The following is a 25,206-nucleotide window of genomic DNA, read 5'->3' as shown; positions in this document are numbered from 1 at the left end:
CCCCGTGGTCGACCGACAAAGACGGGATCATCATGTGCCTGCTGGCGGCAGAAATCACCGCCGTCACCGGTAAAAACCCGCAGGAGCACTACGACGAGCTGGCTGCGCGCTTCGGCGCGCCAAGCTATAACCGTCTGCAGGCTTCGGCCACTTCCGCACAGAAAGCGGCGCTGTCGAAGCTGTCGCCGGAAATGGTCAGCGCCAGTCAGCTGGCCGGCGACCCGATCACCGCACGTCTGACCGCCGCACCGGGCAACGGTGCATCGATTGGTGGTCTGAAAGTGATGACCGACAACGGCTGGTTCGCCGCACGTCCGTCAGGTACGGAAGACGCTTACAAGATCTACTGCGAGAGCTTCCTCGGTGAAGCACATCGTAAGCAGATCGAGAAAGAAGCGGTGGAAATCGTAAATAGCGTGCTAGCAGCGCACCACTAGAGCAACTGACGTACTCCGGGGAGCCGGGGTACGTCACAGTTAACCGGCGATGAAATTCACTTCTACGCCGACACCAGTCCAGGCGTCACTTTGTCAGAACGTAAGGATCGGTACGATTCGCAAAAGGTTATTGCTGCGGGGACTCTATGAATATCTATGTTGTTACCAATAATAATTTCATGCTTGAAGGTCTGAAATGTATGTTTAGCGACAACAGCCTCTCCGTCAACAGGGTTTTATTTTCCCGGATCACCGAAATTGCTTTCAGCAACAGCGATGTGGTGATTGTGGAGTCAGAGCTGAAAACCTGCGATGCCGGGCGTCTCAAACATCTGCACATTTCACCAGTCAATATCATCTTTTTATTAAAACCGCGGTCAGGAATGAGGGGGACAGGTCGCGAAGCGGTATTCATTGATACCGAATTAACAGGTAATGAATATCTCATGATAAGGCAGGTTTTTAAAAAAATGCGGATTCATCTGAAGAGGGAAAAGTTGGCGTTTACCAAAAGAGAAGCGCATATCATCCATCTGATTTTAAATGGCTACTCGCTGGTGGAAATTTCTCGCCGCCTGCTAATCTCCATAAAAACGGTTCAGTCTTATGTCAATATTATTTTGCATAAACTGAATGCCACAAAAATAAGTGAAATATACCGTTGTAAAAGCCTCATCATTGACAGCTTTGCCAGGAAAAATTTGCATCTTCAATGAGATATGGATTTTTCCTGATACACTATCCATCGATAAACGACAAAGAAAAAGGCAATGTCAGCGGCGACATTGCCTCGCGAATATTATAAGGTTTCGTTTTGCACCACACCACTGCGTGGGCCTGTATTACGTCCATTGCTCAGGAAGACCACGCCAAACAGCAGAATCACCGAGACGATGGCGGAGAACAGATAGAATACAAAATGGTAGCCAAACGCATCAAACAACATCCCCACCGGGATCGATAACAACACGATACCCAGCGAGCTGGCGATCTGGAATCCCACGAGGAAGATGGTGGAAGATAAGCGAGAATCAAAGTTGGACACGCTGTATTTGAATACCGAGATCACAAACAGCGGTACTTCAATCGCATGAAATAGCTTAATCAGCGAGATGATGTAAGGGCTTTCTGAGGTTGCTGACACCAGAATGCGACAGATCATGATCATGCCTCCTGCAATCAGCGCTTTTTTCGCTCCCACCTTGTTTACAAAGAAGGGGATGACGGCCATTCCGATGGCTTCCAGCACCACCTGGAAGGAGTTCAGATAGCCGTAGACCCGGGTCCCGGTCTCGACGGATGAGAACAAACCGGCATAGAACACGGGAAACATCTGCTGATCGTAGATATTATAGAATGACCAGGTCCCGGTGATGAACAGCACGAAAATCCAGAATTTAATATCTTTAAAGACGGCGATAAAATCGTCTTTGTGCACTTTTTCAAGGTGGTGAGTACCGCTGGCCGTTTGTTCGCTTTTAAATAACATATTGATAATAATAAAGCACACACCAAACAGCGATACCAGCCAGAAGTTAATGTGCGGATTGATGGCGAAAAAGATCCCGGCGAGTAAGGCTCCAATCGCATAGCCAAACGAGCCCCACGCCCGGGCGGTACCGTATTCAAAGCAAAATGCCCGTGCCATTTTCTCAGTGAAACTATCCAGTAACCCGCAACCGGCGAGGTAGCCAATACCAAAGAACAATGAGCCGATCGCTAAACCTAACGAGAAGTTGTGCCGCAGCAGCGGTTCATATATATAAATCAGGAACGGACCAGTGAGAACTAAAATGACGCTCAGGAGCCAGATCAGATGCTTTTTGAGGCCGAGTTTATCCTGGATTATTCCGTAGCCAATCATAAAAATCATACTGGTAAACTGATTGACGGAGTACAGGGTTCCAAGCTGCGTGCCGGTGAGACCGATTGTCCCTTTAAGCCAGATGGCATACAGAGACCACCATAGCGACCAGGCGATAAAAAACAGAAATGAATAACCGGAGGCATAGCGGTAATATTCATTTTTTAAAAATGAAAAAGCCTTCATATTTATTTCCTTGTCACAATATTTTTATTTTAGTAAACAGAATCCTGTAACGCTATCATCGTCTTCAATGCCAGCTAGTGATATGGCAGGGCGGCCAGATTCAATATAATAATCGGCTCTGATAGAGACAGCGGTATGATTTCTATTATTTAATTTACGGCTTCAGGTACATTTCTTTTCTTGATGATAAAAACCTCAGCATAGATATCATATTGACGCTGACTGAACGGCATGGATAAATAACTACGGGTTTATTATTACTATTAAGTTCGCCGCAATACAACCTGTCGAACGTGATGTTAATCACAATGGTTAACGTTAACATTGATCCGAGGGAGGGAGCCCGATAGAGACCAGGTGTCATAAGAGGTTAAGAGGTTAACGCCGCGGGTTGCGTAAATACGTCCTGCGGATGTTGTCCACTTTTCGGACAGAAAAGGATGGGGGGGAGGCCATTTAACTTATGTTGCGTGAGTATCGGCTGCTTTCACACGTCACCAGAGGGTGTCTGGACGTTTTCCCGTCAGTTTGACTAGACATTCAACGTCCGCTCCTCGCTCATTGCTGCCACTGGCCGTTACCGTAGACGGCTCTGTGCCAGGGGCGAACCTTTCTAAAGTAATCGTGCGTCAACAAAGTAGCTGCAGGTCAGGGGGGTTAATTCATCGCAGGGATGTTATGGTAGATTGCTTATCAGTGAGAAAGTAGCCTAACCAAACAATCAGGGAAAGGAGAGTCATCGGTATGACAATTTTAGTGACGCTACAGGCTCAGCTCATAGTTGGAGAAGCGCAGGTGCTAAAAAGCCTGGCACCTGAGGGGATGCTGGCGGCCGTATTTGAAGACGACGGCCGGACCGGGTATTTCTATGCGCTCGATGAGTCCGTTGAAGGAAACCCGATTCTTGATGCAGTGCATATCTACAATGTCGAGGATATTTCAGACGCCCACATTCCTTCTGAGGTTAAAATCGGCTGGTCTGAAGACAGTCAGAAGTGCGTGCTCCTTATCAACGGATATCCGCATGGAGCGTTTGATTTCGTGGGGAAAAATGGGTACTGCAGAAGCGGATTCCCTCCCCCGATAAACAAGGTTTGGTCTGTGTCCGGCCATGAGTGGAGCGATTCGGTGGATGACTTTTTCCGGTGAGTTACGGTGGGCTTAACGCCTGCCGTTATTCTCTATTCATATTGATAATATCGCTCTGAAGAGGGCGGACGATTTCCTGGACTTTCAGATGATAAACCATGTATCCGATGTCCGCTCCTCGCTCACAGCGGACCTTCACCTCAGTTAACTCGTCCGCTCCGTACCAGAAGCGGACGTTGTTAATGGCATGATGTATGAACCAATGGAGAGCCAATCATCTATACTCCTGTTAATCCATACTGGAAATATTGTTATCAATAGCCCCGCAACGGAAGCGTTAACTATATATTCTAACGCTCCCATTGAGCCTGCCACTTTATTGAGGCAATTCTTACAGCTTAAAAGGGCTGTAGGGGCATTTTACTCGGCTAAATAACCACCATCGATTGGATAAACTCCTCCGGTACAGAACGCTGAATTGTCTGAAAGCAAAAACAATATGAAGTCTGCTATTTCTTGCATTTTTGCCATCCTTTTCATAGGGTGGCTATTTGCGAAACTACGTACGATATTTTCAGGAAATTCAGTCATTCGTGGGGTCTGGACATAGCCGGGAGCGACTGCATTGATTCGAATGCCTTGACTTGCAAACTCTAACGCTGCGGTTTGGGTTAAACCGATTATACCATGTTTAGCCACGGTGTAAGGTGCTAATCCTGGAATGCCAACCAGACCATTTACTGCAGATAAATTAACGATAGAACCACCAAATTTCATCATCTCAGGTATTTCATATTTTAGGCAGTAAAAAACGCCGCTCAATGAGGTGGCAATAACCTTATCCCAGTTTTCAACTGTCTGCTCTGTTATGTTTTTACCATGTTCACCTGTTAAGCCTGCATTATTTACAGCATAATCAAGTCTGCCGAAATGTTTGATAACCTCATCTATCATTTTCTGTACTTGTTCGGGTTGTGATACATCACATCCGATCCCCAGCGCCTGCTGTCCCTGTGAGGTTAATCGTTTCGCTTGTTGTTTAGCCTGCTCTGACGAGCGGGATACAATAACGACCTTAGCTCCATATTTGTGTAATTGCTCTGCGACTGCCTGACCTATACCTGCAGTACTTCCTGTTATGACAGCAACTTTATTCTGGAAATTCATAATTCCCCCTGTGAAGTAGAATTGAGTCTTTCATCTGGGGTAGTATACAAACTAGCTGTGACAGTTTTTGTCAGTACTCTTTCTCCTCGCTGATTCCTTCTTTTATTCTCCATTTTTTCAATAAAACCGTCCTGCTTTCACTATATATGGAATCCAGTTGTACCATCTCTTCAATTTTGTCAGTTCTAAAATGACGAAAATCATTTCTCATCTCACACCATGCAACCAAAAGCCAGCAGGACTCCATATATACCAATCCGATGGGCCATATGATTCGAGAAGAGTAAGTATCTTTCTTGTCACAATACTTTATTTTGATTCTCTTTCGCTTTTTAATAGCATTGCGGATATCTTCAAAAAACATCTCATTATTTTCTGAAGGACCGATCAGATAGGATTGACTCTCAATAAGATTCTTTAATTCACCAGGAATGACGGCGTGTATTTTGGCAAGTGCATTCCTTGCGGTATTCTTGAAATCATAATCCGTATTATGAGATACCCAATTTAACCCAAGTGTAATAGCATTGATTTCTTCATGAGTAAGGTTTAAGGGTGGCAAATGAAAGTCAGACTTAACGATATAACCAATTCCAGCACCACCTTCAATACACACTCCTTGATGCTGTAGCGTTTTTATATCTCTGTAAAGAGATCGCATACTTACTCCTAATCTTATAGAGAGAGTGGATGCAGTGATCGGATATCTTTGCGCCCTTAATATCTGTAGTAATTCGAGAAGCCTTTCTGTTCTGGTCATGCTGATAAATCCATCTTAATCCTGAGACGATATCTTAAAGCATCTGTTGGATAAGCATTTTAGTACAAAGTAAGCGTACATGCTTAAGTTGAACTGCTCCCATTGGTTAATACAGCGCATCTGACTCGCCACAGTGCCCAGAAGATGGGCGGAGGTGTTCGACAGCCTGCCGTTCGTTCGGAGGGCAGGGGATACGTATCATCAATGCCGCGACTACTGGCAGAAAAACGGTGTGTCCTTATGAATAAGGCAACGTTACATGAAATTATATTATTTCCTGAATCCACTTAGCAATAATCAACAATGGCTATGCGATATATACTGTAATTTTATTCAGTGCGATATAATGAAGCTGGATAAAATTTCACTTTTCATAACGGAAGGGTGAAAATAGGTAGAAAGAGTTTTAAAGAGCGCGGTAAGAAGGTGGTTCGCAAATATAAATTGCAGCTATCAGTGTTGATGTGACTGCCAGGCTTATCTGCGCATGAGAAGAGGTATAGATAATGATATTGTTTTAGCGCAGGTCCGCAGGAACAATAGGTTCTTAGATGCTAACTTAAACATAACCCTACGCCTGCCAAATATAAGCGAAGGTCCGCTTCTCTCTCGCTCATAACTGAACTGTACGGGCCTTCAGCCTGGCGGTTAAGCGCCAGGAGGGGACGTTGGACATTTTAGCCACCGCGGGGGTGGCTCCAGGTTCAGGCTCATTTCTCAGAATGAAAACTCCAGCAAGCCGCGGTTGCGAGTGTTACAAACGGTCCAGCCAGCGTAACGTTGTGATGGGCAATGATTTCACTCGCTGACAAATATTTGTTATCCATTGTCGTATGCGCATCTGAAATCAGCACAGTCCTGAATCCATGCTCTGGCGCTGCGCGACAGGTAGTATCCACACAGAATTCTGTTTTCATACCGGCGATAACCAGCTGCTTAACACCTCGCTGACTGAGCTGAAGCTGAAGCTCTGTATCACGGAAGCAGCTGGGATACTTTTTAATAAACACGATATCCTGTTCAGCGTTTACGTTCAGCTCGGGTATCAGTTGTGTTAACGGACTTTGCTCTGAGAATGGGGAATCATCGGGTCCGATGTGGCGGGCAAAAAAAACGGGCACCTGAGCCTGCCTCGCATTTTCAATCAGCAGACGGATATTCAACAGAACGGTGTCTGAGGAGTGTGGGGAAGTAGGGCCACGGAAAAGCCCTTGCTGCATATCGATAACTAAAAGTGCATTTTCGGATAAAAGCATGATGTGTCTCCATTCAGAACGTTATGAACGGAGATATTTTCTTCCCCGTCCGGTTTGGCGGGGATTCAGAATCTGTTTTGTCAGGAGCCTGTCACAGATACGCCCACACCGCCGAAGGTGCCGGTGGTAGTAACTGTGGTTGTTGGCTGAAGTGACTTAAGCATTTTCTGACCTTCTTGTATTCGTTGAACATCTGGAGCAGTAATTATAAAAACTGCTCTGTTCTTGTAGCACTGAGTAAATACCGATTTCAATAAATATTTATCCTGCAGAATGTCGGGCCTTGGATACTACATACTGAGTGGGCAAAAACCGTTAAACCCCCTTCCGCACCTCGCTCATAGCAGAATGGACGTCTTTCCAGCCTACATGGAAGGGGAAGGTTCCTTTATAGCCTTTGTCTACGTATCCACTCATCTACCACGTCACCCTAATTTATATTTGGTATCATCGCGGATCCAATCCATGAACTTGCGATCGAGTAAGGCGCTATACCAGTCCAGTCAATTTTCAACGTCTTAAACCCTTGATTGTTTACGCGTTAAAAGTAGCGGCTTTGGCTGGTATATTTAAACTATTCAGGGTCCGCTTCTTGCTCACAGTTGATCTGACAGCCCGCTAGTCTGTTCGCTCTGTGCCAGAAGCGGACGTTGCTGGCCCTTAGGTGAAATTGCCAGTTAGGATAGATCGCAAACCGCAAAACATCGATTGGCTGCACATTCGCAGAAATGCCGCCGTTCGGCGTTGTTTCCTCTTGCAGAACTATCAGAACCTTGCATTATTGGTTTCGTTTCACCTCGTATCGCAGGCACACTACGCCCGACGGGAAAATTTTACTATTCACCAGCATGAGTGAGGTTCTGTCTTTTATGTTTTTGAACAAGGGAATGCCTTGCCCCAGCAGAATCGGATTGACGAATAGCCAATACTCATCGATAAGGTTTTCCGACATTAGCGCGTGAGTCGCTGAGGGACTGCCAAACAGTAAGATTTCGCTGCCCGCGTTGTGCTTGAGCTTGTGGATTTCGTCGCTTAAATGGCTACTGATAATTTGCGTATCAGGATGATTTTTTTGCAACAGGGTTTTCGACAACACCACTTTGTGGGCAGATTTATACCAACGCGAATGCGCATGGTCATGCGGGCTGGCGTCAGGATTATCGGCAGCAGTTGGCCAGTACGACTCCATCATCTGGTAGGTGGTGCGCCCATATAAGGCGGTGTCGGTCTGCTGAATCCGCTGCTCCACGTATTCAAACAAGTCGGGGCTCAGGCTTATCCAGGCCAGACCCGCCGGGCCCTCAGCGGTAGAAGCGACAAAACCATCCAGCGACACATGAACAAACGAAACTATTTTTCTCATGATTATCTCTTTGATTAAGTTTTGATTACATAGCCTGCGAGGCACGCCAGGGTTTGGTTCCCGTCTTAAATAGCACCCATTTTCTCCAACGCCATCTTGCGTGCTTTCGCATCCGGAAAACACAGATGTATCGTCACTTTGGTTTATCCATCCACCACTGATCATGCCGGAGTTGGTGACGATGGTGTTCCTGAGCACACTTAAGTTGTATCGGATCAAGATGAACAATAGAACGAAGCAGTGAGAAATACAGGTTGTTCCCCATGGTAAGCTCCTAATCCCGGAATATCTGGAATTAAGTATAAATCTTGTTACCCATACGGTTCTGGAATATCGCCGATTGGATACATGACCCTGATTTGTGTGATAAGTACTAACTTCCGCTTCTCGCGCATAGCAGCCACTGGCCGTTACCGTAGACGGCTTTGTGCCATAAGAGGTGACATCTCGGACATTACGACACGGTAGGTTAGATATCTAAAAGTGCATGGTTCGATTTACAGGGATACTTACACAGATATTCCGGACATTTGGCGGGATAAACCCCGTTATGATTGCCTGAAACGAAGCAGTGACTGACTTTTAAAGTAAAATCCCGGCTCGGCGGCCGGGATTTTTGTGAAGATCAATCCGGATCTGAAGGTGGCTTTTTACGACAGTTAAATTTATCTATCAGATTAAAAACTATTGTGGCCAGTGTAATCGCAGAGCCAGCTATACACCCAAACACAACTATCCTTTCCACATGGTAAACAGGAAAAAAGAAGTATCCTTTTGTTATATAAATAAATAATGCCCCCCCACCTATAAGCAAGAAGCCAAGTACAATGCAAAAGACACATGAATATATGAATAACTTAATATAAGGAATCATTCCTTTATCTCCTTTTGCCTTTCGGAAGAAGGCTGGCTGCCATTTACTGCATCTTTTACATATCCACCCAAAATTTCACTACCGAAGGAACCTGTCGCGTCAAATATAAAACCAGGGATTTCTTTTCCTGATACTGAACTCACAAACCCTGGAGCTAACTCACCAAACTTCCCGCCGGCCCAGGAACCTATAGCTGCCCCTCCAATAGAACCAACATCCGGACCATCGGTAAAGAAAGCACCTCCTGCAGCAATTCCGACATTTTGTCCGACAGCTCTTCCTGGTGCGAGCATACCTGTAATGCCTGCACTGACACTGCCCTTCCAGTCCCAGTTTTTGTTTTCATTGCCCGGTTGATTCAGGTCGAACCACTGGTAGCTTCCGTTGGCTATCTCTGCAATAACTCCACCACCTACAACTTTACCGATCGACGCCGCAGGCCCTAAATACGCGGCTCCCGCAATCAGTACCCCATCCTTATAGCCATCCACAATCACTTTTGTGATGTTAGCACCTTCAGGCAGGTCACCTTTAGCCAGTTTATCCAGTCCAGCCTGTGTCTGCTCCGGCGTCAGGTTTTTATCTACTGCATACTGATTCCAGGAAGCTGCTGCCGCGCCATAGTCATTCAGCCCGGATGGCAGGCTGAACATATCATTGTTCTCTGATGTGTTCTTACCGGCCTGGCCGCCTGCCACTGCACCGCTGGTATCTCCTCCGGCGAGGCCGCCCGCCAGACCGCTTGCCAGCGTACTTAGCGCAGACACCGTTTGTTTTTGTGTTTCGCTTAGTTTGCTGAAATCATCTGTGCCATACAGCGCTTTCGCTATCACTGATGTTCCGATAGCCGCCGTGGCGGCACCCGCAGCGCCTGCTGCTGCACTGTTTCCCTGTAGTTCAGCCGCAACCCCGGCCATGATGGCATGAGCCATTACCCGGCTGGTTTCATTCGGTGAGTATTGTTTAATAACCTCCGCCACATACGGCGCCGCACCGCCTGCCAGCGCCGCCTTCAGGTCGCTGCCCGCCAGTCCCTGTACGGCGGCGGTTGCCGCCTGAATCGCCTGCTGGACGCTGCTGCCGGTGCCCCATTGTTGCTGCGCGGCCTTATAGCCCTCGGTGGCGACCAGCTGAGCATTATATCGTTCCCAGGCCTCCTTGCTGGCGCCTTTCTCCGGCTCGGTGATCCCTTTCTTCGCCAGCTCTGCCTTGCCAGCGTTGATGGCGCTAATCTGTCCCTCGGTGCGCGCAATATCCGCCACCTGGTTGCCAATCTCGCCGATCAGCTGGGTCTGCTGCAGGCGCTGCTGCTCCTTCTCCTTATCGAATATCGGCGACAGGGTCTGGTTGGCGTGCTCCACGTCACGGCTGAGGTTCGCCACGTCCTGCTGTTGCCTGTCCTTATCCCGTACGATGATGTCACCCTCACTGATTGCCGCGTGGGTGGTGCTGCTGTCATGTCCTTCGTTGTTCCCGCCGGTCAGCAGGCCGTTGGCCATGTTCCCCGCAAACTGGCTGCCGATGCTGCCGCCGCTGCTGAAGCCGACGCTCTGGTGTTCGGTTTTAAAATCGGCCCGGCTGTCGATATCGCCCCAGCCCAGCGTGCCGGTGTCGAGGCGGTTCTTGTCCGCCGTCGCCGTCGAGCCAATCACCGCGCCATTCAGCTGGGTATGTTCACCCACGGTGATGTCATACCCGCCTTTGCCGGCAAAGATGCCGGTCTGCTCCGCCACCGAATCGTAGTTGCTGTGCATCTTGTCCTTGCTGAGGTTGACGCTGGCGGAGCCGCTCATTGAGCCGAAGGTGAAGCTGCCCCCGGCGCTGGCGTTCTGCTGTTTTGAGTCGTAGCGGTCGCTGTCCTGCTCGGAGGTGAGGGTCAGGTTGCGGCCGATATCGGCGATAACCTTGTCGCCGCTGACCTGAGCGCCGGTGAGGGTGGTGTCGCGCCCGCTGTTGAGGATGAGATTGTTGCCGGCATCGACAGTGGTTTCGCTGTGGGTGGTGCCGTTGCCGCTTTCGCTGCCTTTGCCCTTGTTGGCGCTGGCGGAGACGCTGATCCCCCAGCCGCCGGAACCGACCCCAATCCCGACGCCGACCGTGCCGCCGTGGCTGTCGTTTTTGCCTTCCAGCAGTTGGGTGTTCTGCGCCGATTGTAAGGTGATATCGCGGCTGGCCGACAGCGCCACGTCGTTACCGGCCTTCAGCTGGCTGCCGACCGCGTTCAGGTCGCCTTCGCGGGCGGTGATACTGAGGTCGCGTCCCGCCGTCAGGCTGCTGCCCTGGGCGGTGGTCTGCTCGCTGCGCTGGGTTGATTTCGACGACTGGCTGCCGTAAGAGAGGCTGACGCCAACGGTATTGTTGTTGGCCGGATCGTTGCCCTGCGCCGCATCCAGACGCGCGGCCTGGCTGGCCTGCACGCCGGAGAGCGCTGCTTTCACGCCCAGCAGGGCCTGCAACCGGCTGCTGCCGGCGGACCTGGCGTCCTGGGTGGCCTGCACCACGCTGTTGAGGGCGCTGCCGGCCGTGCCGGAGAGGGCGAGGGTCAGGCCGGAGGTTTTCTGCTCCACCTCGTGGGTCTGCCGGCTCTGGTTTTCGGCGGCGGTGATGGCGACGTTTTTGCCGCTGAGGGCCATGTCCCGGCCGGCGATCAGATCCGAGCCGGTGACCGTCAGGTTGTCGCCCGCGCGCACGGTCAGGTCGCCGTTGACGCTGCCGACGGTGCTGCCCGCCTGAGTGGCGTCCGCGCCGGTGTCGGTGGTTTTCACGCTCTGGGTGCCGTAGCTGAAGCCGATCCCGCCGGAGCTCATCAGCCCCGATTTTTTCTCCTGCTTCAGGTGCAGTTCGCTGCTGTACTCATTCTGAGTCCCGATCAGCAGATCGTTGCCCGCCAGCAGGGCCACGTCGCCGCTGCCGGCCACGCTGCTGCCGCGCAGGGTGAGATCGTGCCCGGCGGTGAGGCTGACGCTGTCGCCGTTGAGCTCGCTGCCCTGGGCCGTCATCCGCGACACGCTGTCCTCGGTGCGGGTGGTGGTTTTGGACAGCCAGCCGCTGCTGCCGGTGACCTTGTGGCGTTCGTCCAGCGTCTGGCTGTTTTCGCCCGCCGCGAGGGTGAGGTCATTGCCTGCGCCGAGATTCAGCGCCGCGCCGGAAGAGAGGAGGGCGCCACGGGCGCTGAGGTCGTGCCCGGCGCTCAGCGTGACGTTGCCTTTGCCGGTCACCTCGCTGCCGGTGCTGCGGCTCTGGCTCTGGCTGAGGGCGTTGTCGGTATCCCACACCAGATTATCCTGCCAGGCGGTGGTGACGTCGTTGAGCCGGATATCGCGCCCGGCGACCAGTTGCACCTCGCCGCGTTCGCCGCTGGCGACCACCTGGGCGCCGCTGAGAGTGATATCGCGGCCGGAGTGCAGGGTCAGCCTGCCGTCGTCGCCCTGGACATAGATGCCGGAGACGCTGTCGATGGTGGTGCGGCTGAAGCGGTTCTCGCCGCTGACGCTCTGGGCGTCGGCGAGGGTGGTGGTGGCGTTGATGTCCCGCCCGGCCACCGCCTGCAGGCTGCTGCCGCCCTGGATGATGCCGCCGGTGTTATTGATGTCGTTGCGGGCGTTCAGGCGCACGTCGTCGCCGCTCAGGGTGCCCGTCTGGTTGGTGATAGTGTCGGCGTCAAGCTGCAGGACGCGGCGGCCGTTGAGGGTGCCGCTGTTGAAGAGGTCGCCGTCGAGTTTAATGTTGACGTTATTCCCGGCGATCAGCGCGCCGGAGCCGTCGAGGTCGCCGGGTTTGACTTTGGCGTAGACCTGCGGCACCAGCACGGTCTGCTGTGAGCCGTCCGGCATCTTCACCGTGGTGTTCACCAGCCAGACGATGTCGCCGGTCAGCAGCGCCATCTGCTCGGGGGTCAGCGCCACGCCGCTCTTCAGGGCATACTGCTTGCCGAAGGTAATCCCCTGATCCATCAACGCCTTAAACTGCTGTTCGTCGCTGGTGTAGCCGTCAAGGTAGCGCTGGCCGGTCAGGGCAACCACCTGCTCGCGGATCAGCCGCTGCTCATAGTAGCCGTCGCCCAGCCGTTTCAGCGTCGTGTCGCCGTCACCGGCTAACGCGTGCTGCATGTAGTCGCTGCCGAGCCACTGCTTCTGGTTGGTGAAGCGCGGATCGGTCTCCACCAGATACGGTACGTCGCTGGCGGGATTGACCGTAAACAGGCTGTTATCCGGCAGGGTGGTATTCGGGCCGACGATGCGAATCGTCCCTTCCGCGGGCGTCACCTCAAACTGCTGGCCCGCCGGCGGCGTGACCGGCTCGCCTGGTGAGACGGTGTGCTGCCCGGCGACGGCGCCCGCGACGCCGATGGCCGCCGCCGTGCCCTGTGGGGTCAGCGGGTCAATGGTGAGCGGCGTGCCCTCGATGCTACCGCCGCTGATCAGCTGCCCCGGCTTCAGGGAGATGCTCTGAATTTCGCTCGGCGGCGTATAGGCGGTACGGTCGCGGCCCTGCTCATCGCCCCCTTTGTGGCGAATGCGGTAGTAATGGGTGGCGCTACCAACGTCGGTGGTCCGCCGTTCGCCCGCCACATCGTCGTTTTTCACCTCCTGCAGACCGGCTATCGCCAGGGTGCCGCCGGCGATGACCTGACTTTTATCGTTCAACAGGCGGTCGCCGGTGAGGGTCATATTGCCGCCGGCGAGGATCTTCGCCGGGTCGGATTCGAGGATCCGCGTCTCTTCCACCGTGCGGGTATAATCGAACTGGTTGAAGTTATCGTTGTTACTCCCGGTGTCGTCCGGGGTGTTCAGATTGCGCAGACCGTCGGCGGAGTTGCGGTCGACAAACACGCCATCGTCCGTGGCGTTCCAGCGGTTGGGGGAGCCGGTGTGCTGATATTCGGTCACCTGCTCCTGAGAAACGGTCACCACCCCGGTGGTGAAGCGATCGTTGATGTTGTTGATCTGCCCGGCGGCGAGGGTCATATCACCCGCGGACTCAATCGTCGCGCTGTGGTTGTTGATGGTTCCCGCCTGGCCGCTGGCCGCGCCGTTATCCGCCAGCGCGCCGCCAATCAGCAGATCGCCGCCGCTGTAGATCAGCCCGTGATCGCGGTTGTTCAGCGTCTGCACGCCAAGGTCGACGCGCTCGCGCCCGGCGAGGGTCGCCGCCGTGCCGTTTTCCGCCAGGTTATTGAAGGTGAGGGCATTGACGCCAACTGCGTTGCCGTAGATGCGCCCGCTGCCGCTGTTGGTGAGGGTCCCGGCGTTAATCCGCGTATAGCCGCCGTCAATCAGCCCGGCGTTGAACAGCGTGTCGCTGACGTTAAGGGTGTTTTGCCCGGCGTTAATTTCGCCGTTTACCCCGTTGCTCAGGTTGCGGCTGGTGATGTCGAGGCTGCTGCCCGCCAGCAGCTTACCGCCGTTGACGATATCCCCTGTAGAGGTGAGGGTGAAGCGGCCGTTGGCGACCATCGTGCCGCGGTTATTCAGCGACTGCCGGCTGCTCAGCGCCATGTTGCCGAGCGACAGCAGCTGGCCGCTGCCGTCCAGACTGTCCGCGTCGATGCGCAGCCACTCGCCGGCTTTCACCGTGCCATCCTGGTTAAACAGTGCCAGTTTATCGCCGCCGATATCCACCGTCCCGGATGCCGCCAGCCCACCGTTGCGGTTGTTGAGTTCGCCGCTGTTGCGCACCGTCAGCGACCGATCGGCCAGAATGATTCCGTCCTGGTTATCGAGGGCGCCGGTGGTGAGCCCGATGGTTTGCGCCTCCAGTCCCAGATTGTCGCCGGAGGTATTCTGGTTGATAAGCCTGGCGGCCGCGAGCGTTAACGTCGCGCCGCTGCGTATCAGCCCGGCAACGTTGTCCACGATGCCATGGGCGCTGTCGATCAGCAGATCGCCGACGCTCTGAATCTCTCCGCCGCCGTTTTGCAACTGTTGGCTGCGCAGGGTGGCGTTTGCGCTGCTGATAATGCTGCCGCTGCGGTTGCTGATGTCGTCGGCGGTTAGCGTCAGGCTATCGCCGCTCTGGATCAGGCCGCTGTTATCGTTGATCAGCTGCCCGCCGTTAAAGGTCAGCGCCCGCTGCGCCGCCAGTTGGCCGCCCTGGTTGTCCAGTCGGTCGGCGTGGAGCAGGGCGTCTGCGCTGCTGAACAGGGTACCCTGGCGGTTGTCGAGGGTAGTGACGCCGATATTGAGCGCACCGCCCGCGCCGACGACCCCGCGTGCGTTGTCCAGCGTGCCGCCGTTCAGCGTCATCGCACTCAGCGCTTTCAGGCTGCCCTCCTGGTTGAGGAAGGCGCTGAAGCTGGCGTCCAGCGCCTGCTCCGTGGCGAACTGGCCCGCGCGGTTATCAACATCGCCCCCTTTAAAGGTGAGCGTGCCGCTGCTGGCGAGATAACCATGCTGGTTGTTGAGCGCGCCGCTGTAAATAGCCAGCCCGCTGTGCGAGTACAGCGAGCCGGACCGGTTGTTGAAGGCGCCGTCGGCGAGCGCCAGCGTGGCCCCGTCGGCGACGATAACCCCCTGCTGGTTATCCAGCCCGGCGGCGCTGATTGCCTGCGTTTTGGCCGCTTCGATACGGCCCTTATTGTTGCTGACCGCCTGCGCGCTGCGGATGTCGCCGCGGCCGGTGGCGGCGGAGATCAGCCCCTCGTTATTGTTGAGGATCCCGGCGTCGATCCGGGTATCGCCTGCCGCGGCGAGGGTGCCTTTGCGGTTATCCAGCGTCGTCCGGGCGTGCGCCGTCAGGCTGCCGTTTTGCGCCGCCAGCACTTTCCCGCCCTGGTTATTAACAGACTGTGCGGCGAGCTGAATATCGCCATTGGCGGCAATCTCCCCCTCGCGGTTATCGATGTCACCCGGCAGTTTGACCACCAGGGCGCCGCCGCCGGTCTGCACCAGTTTGCCTTTGTGGTTCGAAAGATGCTGAGCGGAGAGGGTGATCGCGTCGGCGCTGAGCGTGCCGCCGTCGTTGTTAAGCGTTTGACCGCTGCGCAGAGTCAGTTCCCGGGCGTTGACCTCGGCGTTTTGGCTAAGGAGGTTACCCGCGCCGCTGTCCAGCTCGACCCGCTGGCCCTGGGTCTGGCTGCCGCTGACGTCCACCCCCTGGCCGCTGGCGCGCAGGCTCCCGCCCGCCAGCGTCTGGCCGTGGGCGCTCAGCTGGCCGTCGGCATGCAGCCGCAGGTCGCCGCTCTCCGCCAGCTTACCGTCATTTTGTACCCCGGCGGCCAGCACGCTGCTGTGGCTGCTGGTAAGGCTCGCCGCCTGAATGTCCACATGTCGGCCGGCGGTCAGCGCGCCGCTGTTGCTGAACTCGCCGGCGGTGCGAACGGTGGCGTCTTCGCTGGCGCGCAGAGTGCCGCTGTTTTCAATGCGGCCGTCGGCGGTCAGGGTCACGCTCCCGGCCTGGGCGCCAAGCGCGCCGGCGTTACGCACCCCGACGCCGCTCTCGGTGCCGACCATGCGGATTTTACCCGCGTACATGCCGCCGAGGCTGGCGACATCCACCGCCAGCTGCGGACGGGTTGCCGGGTCATCGCCGGTTTTTTCGATGCGTTCGTGGGCGGCATCCACCCGGTTGCGCCCGGCGGTGACCTTCAGATCCTTGGCCCACAGCCCGGCGTTAACCTTCACCGAGCGGGCGATAATATCGGTGTAATCAGCGGCCGAGCTGTCCATCCCGGCGCCTTCGATGGTCACCTCGCCGCGTTCGACCTGATAGCCGGTGAGACTGCCGTTGGTGAGCTGCGCCTGGCCGGTGGTCAGCGTGGCGCGATTGGCATTGATAAAGCCGCAGCCGTTACAGGTAATGCCGGATGGGTTGGCGATGACGACCTGGGCTTTTTTCCCTGCCACTTCAATCATCCCGTTCAGCCGGCTGGGGTCGCGCGAGTTGACCTCGTTAAGAATGACCTTCGCTTCGCCTTTCGCCAGCCAGGGATTTCCCGCCACCATGCCGCCCAGCTGGCTCTGCACGTTTTTATGCGAGTTATTGAGGATCGCCCCCTGCTGGTTAACATCGAACTGGCTGTAGGTATTGCGTGACACCCCGGCGGCCGACGGGGTCTGAATATTGACCTGCGGCGTACCGTTGGCGCTCTGCATCACCGTCGGCTGCTGGTTTTTCGGCGCCCCGGCGTCGGCGACGATGTTGGCCTGCGCCGGGTGAATCACGCCCATCGCCAGCCACAGGCTGAAGCTAATGGCGCTGATTTTGCCATGCAGCTGGCGCGGGAGCCGTCCCGGAGCAGAAGCGCGCGCGGAGCCCGCGCGGCCGGAACGGGCGATATCCGCCACCACCATCAGCATGCCGCGCGCTTTGTTGAAGACAATACGATAGAGGTTCTTATTCATGGTTTAGTCCTTTAAACGCTTCCGGCAGATCGACGGCGAGCGGATGCGCCTGCTGCCAGGCTCTGGCTTGTACGCGGCTGACGCGGCGGCCATGGAACATCACCACCCGCTTGCCGCGTTGTTCGCCGCGGTGATACAGCGCCCGCGCGCAGTGGTCGGCAAAAATGTCCTGCCGCATCAGGGCGTTCATAGCGGCGGTATGGCCGAATGGCGCGATCCAGTCGCAAAACCACATCCGGTCGCCGCTGTTCCAGTCGGCCTCTGCCATTTCAATCGCCGGGCGGGTGAGGTAGCGGGCTTCGGACTCCGGGTTGAGCCACGCCCAGCTAAGAAAAAAGACCGGCCGTTCGTTTTCCATAATCAGCACATACTGACGACGCTTGATAATCGGCAACAGCAGCGTGGGGAGGGCGTGCAGCGGGGCGTCCCGGTGCATCGGCGAATGCATCCATAGCCACACGCTGGCACCCAGCACTTCGGCTTCGTTGTCCTCGCCGCCGAATATCAGCGGCGCTTTGATCTCGTATTGTCCTACGCGCATCACCAGCTCCAGTTCAGGTTGAAGCCAAGAGTCACGGCGCTGGTGTGGAACCCATCCGGCTTCGAGAATGGCGTTCCGGCAAACAGGTCATACCCGGTGCGGAAGGCGTTGCCGCGCACGCCGACAACGCCGCCCGCCAGGTGTTGGCCGATCAGGTAATCAGAGCTGTAGCCGCCGACTTCACCGTAGTCCGCGCCGAGGTAGAGTTCCTGGTTCTCCAGCGGCGTGCGCCAGGCCAGATCGTTGCGGACGTACCAGCCGTGGCTGGCATTGAGGGTGCGTTCGCCGTCGAATCCGCGTACCGTCCAGCGGTTGCCAATGGCGAACTGATCCTGCGGGGTGAGCGGGGTGTTGCTGATCTGGCGCAGGTACTGCACGTTGTAGCGGAAATTTTGGCTACCGAGGGTGAAAGGCAGGTCGAGTTGGGCGTTGAGCTGAGTGATTTTGCTCAGCGCGGTGGCATCGCCGACGTACTCTTCCGGCGCCGGCTGCGCGCCAAACCAGCGGGTGCCGCGCTGGTAGCTGGCGCCGAGGTCGAGAGTGGCCTGGCCGATATAATGACGATGCTGTAGCCCCACGCGCCAGGCCGCCGTCTGGCGACGCTGTACGCCCACTTCGGTGTCGTCAATGTAGTTGCGGCTCTCGCGCGCCAGTACGTCATAGGTGAAGGTCGTCTTCTGCGTTCCGCTGCGGTGCAGGACCCGGCTGAGCTGTACGTCGAGATTTTTACTTTTGCCGCTGTAGCGATAATCGCCGTTCAGACCTGCGACCGTCTGGTGATAGTCGTAGTCGCTGCCGGTGATCCCCAGCATCCAGTAGCCGTACGGTACCGAGTAGTGGGCGATGTAGTTGCGGCTTTTCTTGCCGCCGTTGTCGTCGAGATCGTGGCTGGCGGAGAAATAGAGTAAATCGCTGAGCGAGAAGGGGTTATCCAGAGACAGCGTCACACCGCCCTGATAGCGGCCGGTGGTTTCCGTGCCCGAGTCGTCCAGCGACAGCCCCAGGCGCCACATCTTCTCCTGCTTGCGGGTAATGACGATATCGCTCTCGCCGGGATTGTCGCCGGGGACAATTTCCATACTGGCCTCAACGCCAGGCAGGCGCTGGAGGTTTTCCAGCCCCTGTTCGATATCGCGCAGGTCGAGCAAATTGCCCTCGTGCGCCGGAAAGGCGCTATACAGCTGGATATAGCGGTCGCTCTGTTCCGTCAGGCGTACGTGGCGCACGTAACCTGGCACAATCGTCAGCTTCAGCGTGCCGCTTTTTAAATCCTGCGAGGGGGCCAGCACGCGGGTGGTGATCCAGCCATGATCGACCAGCCGGTTTTGCAGGGTGCTCATCAGCAGGTTAATCCCGTTGCCCCCCAGACAATGCCCCTGCGCCTGGTCGGCGATGCGCTGCAGCGGCAGCCAGCGGGGGAGCGCTTGCTGGCCGCTCAACGCCACGCGCTGGATGGGAAAGCAGGGGGATTCCGTCGGGAAAGGGATACGTCCGAAGCTGGAAGAGGGCTCAGAAAGGCGCACATCCGGCGTCGGCGGCGTCAGCTGCTGTTCCAGCGCCTTCTGACGCTGCTGCTGAATAATAAACTGATCGTCAGGGCTCGCGGCGTGGGCCGGGAGCAGAAAAAACAGGCCTGACGCTGAGGCGATCGCTTTGCAAATAGTAGCTTTGCGGCTCATTGGCATCCTTGCAATGTTAATAAATGAACAACTGTGAATTTATGTAAAATTGTTCAGTTATCGTCAAGGAAAGGAAATCAGGTTTATTCCGAAAAAGAGAACGTTCCCGCCGGGGGGGTGAGAAATAATATGAATATAACTTATTGTATTTTATTAAATAATGTTGGTCGTTCGCGCTTTTTTAGCGATACAGGCGGGGGAAAAACTACCAGAAAAGGTACCGCTGGCTTCAGGGAGCGCCGTCAGCAGGAGAATAAAGATAAGAATTTACCCGAAAACGATACCTGGCTGTGGGCGAGAGTATCCGCCTGACATCACTGTCGCTGAACGGTGGGCAAGCTGCGCTATCAGATAAGTGGGCTGGCACGGTGCGTGCCGCGACCAGCCACGGGTGGCGGGGCATGACCTGCGCAAAACCGCAGGTCACGGGGGAACGCGAATTATTGCAATGCCGCCAGCTCATCTGCGGTCAGCGCAACGCTTTGCACCGTCCCTGATTCCGCCGACTGTACCGCCGCTTCTAATACTGCCATCACCGCCAGCGCTTGTAGCGGCTGGACCGGGTTCTCAATCTTGCCGGTTAACGCATCGCGCACGTTAATATAGTACTGGCGCTGGTCGCCCTGTGGGGAAGGGATTTCGCGCGGCTGCGAGCTGGCATCAAACACCACGAGGCTATCGTCATCATGCCCCCAGCTTTCGCTGCCGGGAACCACTCCGGCCAGCAGCTGACTTTCCTGCCGATCGGCTTTCTGTTTCACCACGCTGCCTTTATCTCCGTGGACGGTAAAGCGCGATACGCCGCCGGCCACCAGCATGCTACAGTGCAAAATCACCTTATGCTGCGGGTAGTTTAAGACCACATGCGCCCAGTCATTAATCTCCGCGCCCTGACGCAGGGTGGCGATATTACCCTGCACCGACTGCGGCAGGCCGAACAGCTGTAGCGCCTGATCGATCAGGTGCGGCCCCAAATCGAACCATAATCCGCTGCCGGGAACATTTTGTTCTCTCCAGCGCACGCGAACTTCCGGGCGGAAACGGTCAAAATGCGACTCAAAGTGCTTAACATTGCCGATAAGCCCTTGTTCGATAACCTGTTTAATGCCGAGGAAATCGCTGTCCCAGCGGCGGTTGTGGAAGACCGAAAGCAGCAGCTGCTTCTCTTCCGCCAGCGCAATCAGCTCGCGGGCTTCCTGCATATCCAGCGTAAAGGGCTTATCCACTACCACATGTTTCCCGGCATTCAGCGCCAGTTTGGCTAACGGGGCGTGCGTGGCGTTGGGGGAGGCGATCACCACCAGGTCAATATCCGGGTGTTGAACGGCCTGTTCGGGTGAGCCGATGACGGTGACATCCGGCAGATCGCGCTTCACCTTCTCTTCGTCGCCGGACGCAACGACCGCCAGCGTGAGGCCTTCCACTGACTGAATCAGCGGGGCGTGAAACGTTTTGCCGACGAACCCATAGCCGATCAGCGCAATATTAATGTTTTTACCTTCACGAGCGATGACTTTATTCATTACCCTCTCCACGTTATTGAGCGTCAGCAATGTTGACCTGCAGCGCGCTAGTATCCCCGAGCTCTTCCCAGGGCTTGTCTAAAAATAACTGATGTATGTCTGTTAATTCGGCCACCAGATGCGGCTCGCAGTGGTTCAGCTTCATATGATCGGCGACCAGCCAGTGCTCGGTGCTTGCCGCCAGCATGGCGCGTTTGATTTCGGCATCAGCCTCCTGGCTGGCGCTTAAACCGAGTTGCGCATGGATAGCGCAGGCGCCGAGGATGGCGATATCGGCGCGATAGCGCGCCAGCAATGCCAGGGTGGCGCTGCCGGCAAACAGCCGCTGCCGCACATCCCATGTTCCTCCCAGCATGATCAGCTGGATATCCGCGCGGGTGCTGAAATGCGCGGCAATATCTAAGGAAGTGGTGATGACCGTCATCGGGCCTTGAATCTGGGTAGCGACGGCCAGAACGGTACTGCCGGCATCTAAAAAGAGGGTCGAACCGGCGGGTATTTTGCTGGCGACCATGCGGCCTAAACGCTGTTTAGTCTGCGGCAGCAGGGCGTTTCTGCCCTGGCGATTCATCGCGGAAATGTCGAGCGCGATTGCGCCGCCGTGGTTCTTCTGCGCCAGCCCCTGCTTTTCAAGATCGGCCAGATCGCGACGCAGGGTGTCTGCAGAAACCTGCAGCTTTTCAACCAGTTCGCTGATGCTGACTTGCCCATTTTCACTAATAAGATCAACCAGGTACTTTTGTCTGGCGGTTTTATGCATGGTGATGAAATCCTGCAAAATGCTGCAATAACTCGCATAATACAGCATTTTTCAGGAAAAGAAATCTTCCTTGCACCCGGTTCAGGAGAGAAGCAGAGGCGCGGCGGGGCGGGGCGACACTTTTTTACGCGGCGGGTTTGCAAAACGGCAACAGCGGTCTACCCTTATCCTGCTCATAACCATGAAGGAGATAACAACATGTGTACAAATTTGCACGATAACGCGCGTCAGTACGCAGAAGAGAAAAAATGAACGGCTCCTGCTAGCCTGCCGTCCCGCCGGTATTCATTCTGGCGGTGGTTAATTCAGCGGGCTGGACATACTCTTATGAAACGCACTCATAACCCGCCGCCGGCGGGTTCTTTTTTTATTCTCCTCCTCGCCCGCTTTTCATCAGCGAATTCAGCACCCTGCTGACTTTACCCCTTGATTAACCGATGTGTCAGGCTAGACTAGCAAAAATAAGTACTGACTGACGGAGGTCTGGTGGACGCCATTAAGGGATCGGAATTGAACGTGCCGGATGCGGTTTTTGCATGGCAATTCGACGGGCAGGGCGGAGTGAAGCCGCTGACTGACAGTGACGCTATCGATAAGGATCGCCCCTGTTGGTTGCATCTGAACTATACGCACGCCGATAGCGCCGAATGGCTGGCATCCACTCCGCTGTTACCCAACAGCGTCCGCGATGCTTTAGCCGGGGAAAGTACCCGTCCCCGGGTCACCCGGGTGGGGGACGGGACGTTAATTACGCTGCGCTGCATCAACGGCAGTACCGATGAGCGCCCGGACCAGCTGGTGGCGATGCGCCTGTATATGGACGAGCGCTTAATCGTCTCCACCCGCCAGCGTCGGGTGCTGGCGCTGGATGATGTGCTCGGCGATCTGCGCGAGGGAACCGGGCCGGTGGACTGCGGCGGCTGGCTGGTGGATATTTGCGATGCGCTGACCGACCACGCCAGCGAATTTATCGAGCAGCTGCATGACCGGATTATCGACCTCGAAGATAACCTGCTGGATCAGCAGGTACCGCCGCGTGGTTTTCTGGCGCTGCTGCGCAAACAGCTGATTGTCATGCGCCGCTATATGTCGCCGCAGCGCGATGTTTACTCCCGCCTTGCCAGCGAGCGCCTGCCGTGGATGAATGACGATCACCGCCGCAGAATGCAGGATATTGCCGACCGGTTGGGGCGGGGCCTGGATGAGATTGACAGCTGTATTTCCCGGACGGCGATTATGAGCGATGAGATTGCCCAGATTATGCAAGAGGGGCTGTCGCGCCGGACCTATACGATGTCGCTGATGGCGATGGTGTTTCTGCCCAGCACCTTTTTGACCGGGCTGTTTGGCGTCAACCTGGGCGGGATCCCCGGCAATGAGTGGCATTTAGGCTTTTCTATCTTCTGCATAATGTTAGTCGTTCTCATTGGCGGTGTTACATGGTGGTTACATCGTAGTAAATGGCTGTAAATAATCGCTTTTCATCGCCGTCCATCGGGCGAAAACCCGGTAATGTTTGAGCGAAATCAATAAACCGTCCACCCATTCGGGGCAATATCTCTCTCGCAGGTGAATGCAACGTCAAGCGATGGGCGTTGCGCTCCATATTGTCTTACTTCCTTTTTTGAATTACTGCATAGCACAATTGATTCGTACGACGCCGACTTGATTAAGTCGGCTTTTTTTTTGCTCTCTGGTTAGCAGCTTCTACGCTTAATGGGTGTACCCGCTCATTCCCGGGAGAACCAACATGCGCTATCAACCCCTGACATCCATCCCTGTCTCGCCAGAACCTAACGATCCCATACCGGTGCCCGATCCCCGGCCGCGCCCGCATCCACTGCCCGATCCGCCGCCGGATGATGAGCCGATTAAATTGTCGCATCGCAGGCGCAGATCTGCGAGGATACGCGCCTGCCCTTTGTGTGCCTGTTAATTCGAGAAAAAATTGTGACCGCTTTTTCAACACTGAACGTTTTACCCGCTGCCCAGCTCGCCAATCTCAATGAGCTGGGTTATCTCACGATGACCCCTGTGCAGGCCGCCGCCTTGCCCGCGATTCTGGCGGGTAAAGATGTGCGCGTGCAGGCCAAAACCGGTAGCGGTAAAACTGCGGCATTTGGTCTGGGGCTGCTTCAACACGTCGATGCTACCCTGTTCCAGACACAATCTTTGGTCTTGTGCCCGACCCGCGAACTGGCCGATCAGGTCGCGGGCGAGCTGCGTCGTCTGGCGCGCTTTTTACCAAATATTAAAATTTTGACCCTTTGCGGCGGGCAGCCTTTCGGTGCGCAGCGCGATTCGCTGCAGCATGCGCCGCATATCATCGTCGCCACGCCGGGTCGTTTGCTGGATCACCTGCAGAAGGGCACCGTGTCGCTGGATGCGCTGCAGACGCTGGTGATGGATGAAGCCGATCGGATGCTGGATATGGGCTTCAGCGAGGCCATCGATGAGGTGATCCGCTTTGCCCCGGCCGAACGTCAGACGCTGCTGTTCTCCGCCACCTGGCCGGAAGCGATCGCGGCGATCAGCGGGCGGGTGCAAAACCATCCGTTAACCATTGAGACCGATTCTGTCGACGCGTTGCCGGCAATCGAGCAGCAGTTTTTCGAAACCTCCCAGCGCGGAAAAATCCCGCTGCTGCAAACGCTGCTCAGCCAGCATCAGCCGGCCTCCTGCGTGGTGTTTTGCAACACCAAAAAAGATTGTCAGGCGGTTTGCGATTCGCTGAATGCCGCAGGGCAGAGCGCGCTGTCGCTGCACGGCGATCTTGAACAACGCGATCGCGATCAGACGCTGGTGCGTTTTGCCAACGGGAGCTCTCGCGTGCTGGTCGCCACCGACGTCGCCGCGCGCGGCCTCGATATTAAATCGCTGGAGCTGGTGGTTAACTACGAGCTGGCCTGGGATCCGGAAGTTCACGTGCATCGCATCGGCCGTACCGCCCGCGCCGGCGAGAGCGGTCTGGCTATCAGCCTCTGCGCGCCGGAAGAGGCGCAGCGCGCCAACATCCTGGCCGAGATGCTGCAGCTGAAGCTGAACTGGGTGAGCGCGCCAACGAACGGCAATATCAAACCGCTTCACGCAGAGATGGCGACGCTGTGTATCGATGGCGGGAAGAAAGCAAAAATGCGCGCTGGCGATGTGCTCGGCGCGTTGACCGGAGATATGGGCTTTGACGGCGCCGACATCGGCAAGATTAACGTCCATCCTGCGCATGTCTATGTGGCCATTCGCCAGAGCGTGGCGCAGAAAGCCTATAAGCAGCTGCAGAACGGCAAGATTAAAGGCAAAAACTGCCGCGTCCGCCTGCTGAAATAAGCGATGATAACGCGTCTCAGAGGTGACTCTGAGACGCCGGT

General features: G+C 55.5%; 17 protein-coding genes and 1 pseudogene. 8 read left to right on the top strand and 10 right to left on the bottom strand.

Going from position 1 to position 25,206, the window contains the following annotated elements; translation table 11 throughout:
- Positions 1-437 (top strand): annotated as a pseudogene (locus GRPL_RS07290) (phosphoglucomutase, alpha-D-glucose phosphate-specific); the annotation flags it as partial.
- A 146-nt stretch (positions 438-583) separates the two neighbouring features.
- Positions 584-1,153 (top strand): helix-turn-helix domain-containing protein, encoded by a 570-nt coding sequence (locus tag GRPL_RS07295; protein WP_032690518.1) that lies wholly within the window; start codon positions 584-586, stop codon positions 1,151-1,153.
- A gap of 83 nt (positions 1,154-1,236) precedes the next feature.
- Here GRPL_RS07295 and GRPL_RS07300 read toward each other — a convergent pair whose 3' ends face one another.
- Positions 1,237-2,487: an oligosaccharide MFS transporter gene (locus GRPL_RS07300; RefSeq protein WP_032700071.1), complete on the bottom strand. Its 1,251-nt coding sequence runs from the start codon at positions 2,485-2,487 to the stop codon at positions 1,237-1,239.
- A 744-nt stretch (positions 2,488-3,231) separates the two neighbouring features.
- Between GRPL_RS07300 and GRPL_RS07305 the strand changes: the two genes are divergently transcribed.
- Positions 3,232-3,636: a DUF2251 domain-containing protein gene (locus GRPL_RS07305; protein ID WP_032690520.1), complete on the top strand. Its 405-nt coding sequence runs from the start codon at positions 3,232-3,234 to the stop codon at positions 3,634-3,636.
- A 360-nt stretch (positions 3,637-3,996) separates the two neighbouring features.
- Here the strand turns inward: GRPL_RS07305 and GRPL_RS07310 are convergent, their stop codons facing one another.
- From GRPL_RS07310 to GRPL_RS07340, 7 genes are all read right to left on the bottom strand, one after another.
- Positions 3,997-4,743 carry an SDR family NAD(P)-dependent oxidoreductase gene (locus GRPL_RS07310; RefSeq protein WP_032695949.1) on the bottom strand — a complete coding sequence of 249 codons (747 nt, stop codon included), beginning with the start codon at positions 4,741-4,743 and terminating at the stop codon, positions 3,997-3,999.
- 70 nt (positions 4,744-4,813) lie between these two features.
- Entirely contained in the window at positions 4,814-5,503 is a 690-nt protein-coding gene (locus tag GRPL_RS07315; RefSeq protein ID WP_032700069.1) for a helix-turn-helix transcriptional regulator, read from the bottom strand.
- Between the two features lie 710 nt (positions 5,504-6,213).
- The gene (locus GRPL_RS07320) at positions 6,214-6,759 is read right to left on the bottom strand and encodes a cysteine hydrolase family protein (protein WP_032700066.1); all 546 of its coding nucleotides are present in this window, start codon (positions 6,757-6,759) and stop codon (positions 6,214-6,216) included.
- A 778-nt stretch (positions 6,760-7,537) separates the two neighbouring features.
- Positions 7,538-8,122, bottom strand: a complete 585-nt coding sequence (locus GRPL_RS07325; RefSeq protein WP_032690530.1) for a dihydrofolate reductase family protein — start codon at positions 8,120-8,122, stop codon at positions 7,538-7,540.
- Positions 8,123-8,992: 870 nt separating this feature from the next.
- Positions 8,993-17,338: a hemagglutinin repeat-containing protein gene (locus GRPL_RS07330; RefSeq protein WP_032700063.1), complete on the bottom strand. Its 8,346-nt coding sequence runs from the start codon at positions 17,336-17,338 to the stop codon at positions 8,993-8,995.
- A complete protein-coding gene (locus GRPL_RS07335) occupies positions 17,331-17,879 on the bottom strand; it encodes a toxin-activating lysine-acyltransferase (RefSeq protein ID WP_032700060.1) in 549 nt (182 codons plus the stop codon). Before GRPL_RS07335 ends, GRPL_RS07330 begins: the two co-directional genes overlap by 8 nt.
- Positions 17,879-19,558 (bottom strand): ShlB/FhaC/HecB family hemolysin secretion/activation protein, encoded by a 1,680-nt coding sequence (locus GRPL_RS07340; protein ID WP_080718639.1) that lies wholly within the window; start codon positions 19,556-19,558, stop codon positions 17,879-17,881. The genes GRPL_RS07335 and GRPL_RS07340 overlap by 1 nt, the downstream gene beginning before the upstream one ends.
- A gap of 33 nt (positions 19,559-19,591) precedes the next feature.
- On the opposite strand from GRPL_RS07340, the gene GRPL_RS27845 reads away from it, so the two are divergent.
- Positions 19,592-19,870: a hypothetical protein gene (locus GRPL_RS27845; protein ID WP_152632255.1), complete on the top strand. Its 279-nt coding sequence runs from the start codon at positions 19,592-19,594 to the stop codon at positions 19,868-19,870.
- A 128-nt stretch (positions 19,871-19,998) separates the two neighbouring features.
- Here GRPL_RS27845 and GRPL_RS07345 read toward each other — a convergent pair whose 3' ends face one another.
- Together GRPL_RS07345 and GRPL_RS07350 are read right to left on the bottom strand one after the other, a co-directional pair.
- Positions 19,999-21,081 carry an oxidoreductase gene (locus GRPL_RS07345; RefSeq protein WP_032696341.1) on the bottom strand — a complete coding sequence of 361 codons (1,083 nt, stop codon included), beginning with the start codon at positions 21,079-21,081 and terminating at the stop codon, positions 19,999-20,001.
- A 13-nt stretch (positions 21,082-21,094) separates the two neighbouring features.
- The gene (locus tag GRPL_RS07350; protein WP_032700079.1) at positions 21,095-21,841 is read right to left on the bottom strand and encodes a DeoR/GlpR family DNA-binding transcription regulator; all 747 of its coding nucleotides are present in this window, start codon (positions 21,839-21,841) and stop codon (positions 21,095-21,097) included.
- On the opposite strand from GRPL_RS07350, the gene GRPL_RS27840 reads away from it, so the two are divergent.
- The 4 genes from GRPL_RS27840 (at position 21,836) to dbpA (ending at position 25,165) form a co-directional block, all read left to right on the top strand.
- Positions 21,836-22,093, top strand: coding sequence for a hypothetical protein (locus tag GRPL_RS27840; RefSeq protein ID WP_152632254.1), 258 nt, complete (start codon positions 21,836-21,838; stop codon positions 22,091-22,093). The genes GRPL_RS07350 and GRPL_RS27840 overlap by 6 nt on opposite strands.
- A 234-nt stretch (positions 22,094-22,327) precedes the next feature.
- Complete coding sequence (gene zntB / locus GRPL_RS07355) at positions 22,328-23,311, top strand: zinc transporter ZntB (protein WP_032688003.1); 984 nt, start codon at positions 22,328-22,330, stop codon at positions 23,309-23,311.
- A gap of 280 nt (positions 23,312-23,591) precedes the next feature.
- Positions 23,592-23,777, top strand: a complete 186-nt coding sequence (ynaL, locus tag GRPL_RS28470; protein WP_071824622.1) for a proline-rich small protein YnaL — start codon at positions 23,592-23,594, stop codon at positions 23,775-23,777.
- A gap of 14 nt (positions 23,778-23,791) precedes the next feature.
- Complete coding sequence (dbpA, locus tag GRPL_RS07360; protein ID WP_004861223.1) at positions 23,792-25,165, top strand: ATP-dependent RNA helicase DbpA; 1,374 nt, start codon at positions 23,792-23,794, stop codon at positions 25,163-25,165.
- The last annotated feature ends 41 nt before the right edge of the window (positions 25,166-25,206 follow it).

The organism is Klebsiella planticola ATCC 33531 (genome assembly GCF_000735435.1).
In the GTDB taxonomy this organism is placed as follows: Bacteria; Pseudomonadota; Gammaproteobacteria; order Enterobacterales; family Enterobacteriaceae; genus Klebsiella; species Klebsiella planticola.
This window is presented reverse-complemented; position numbering and strand designations above follow the sequence as displayed.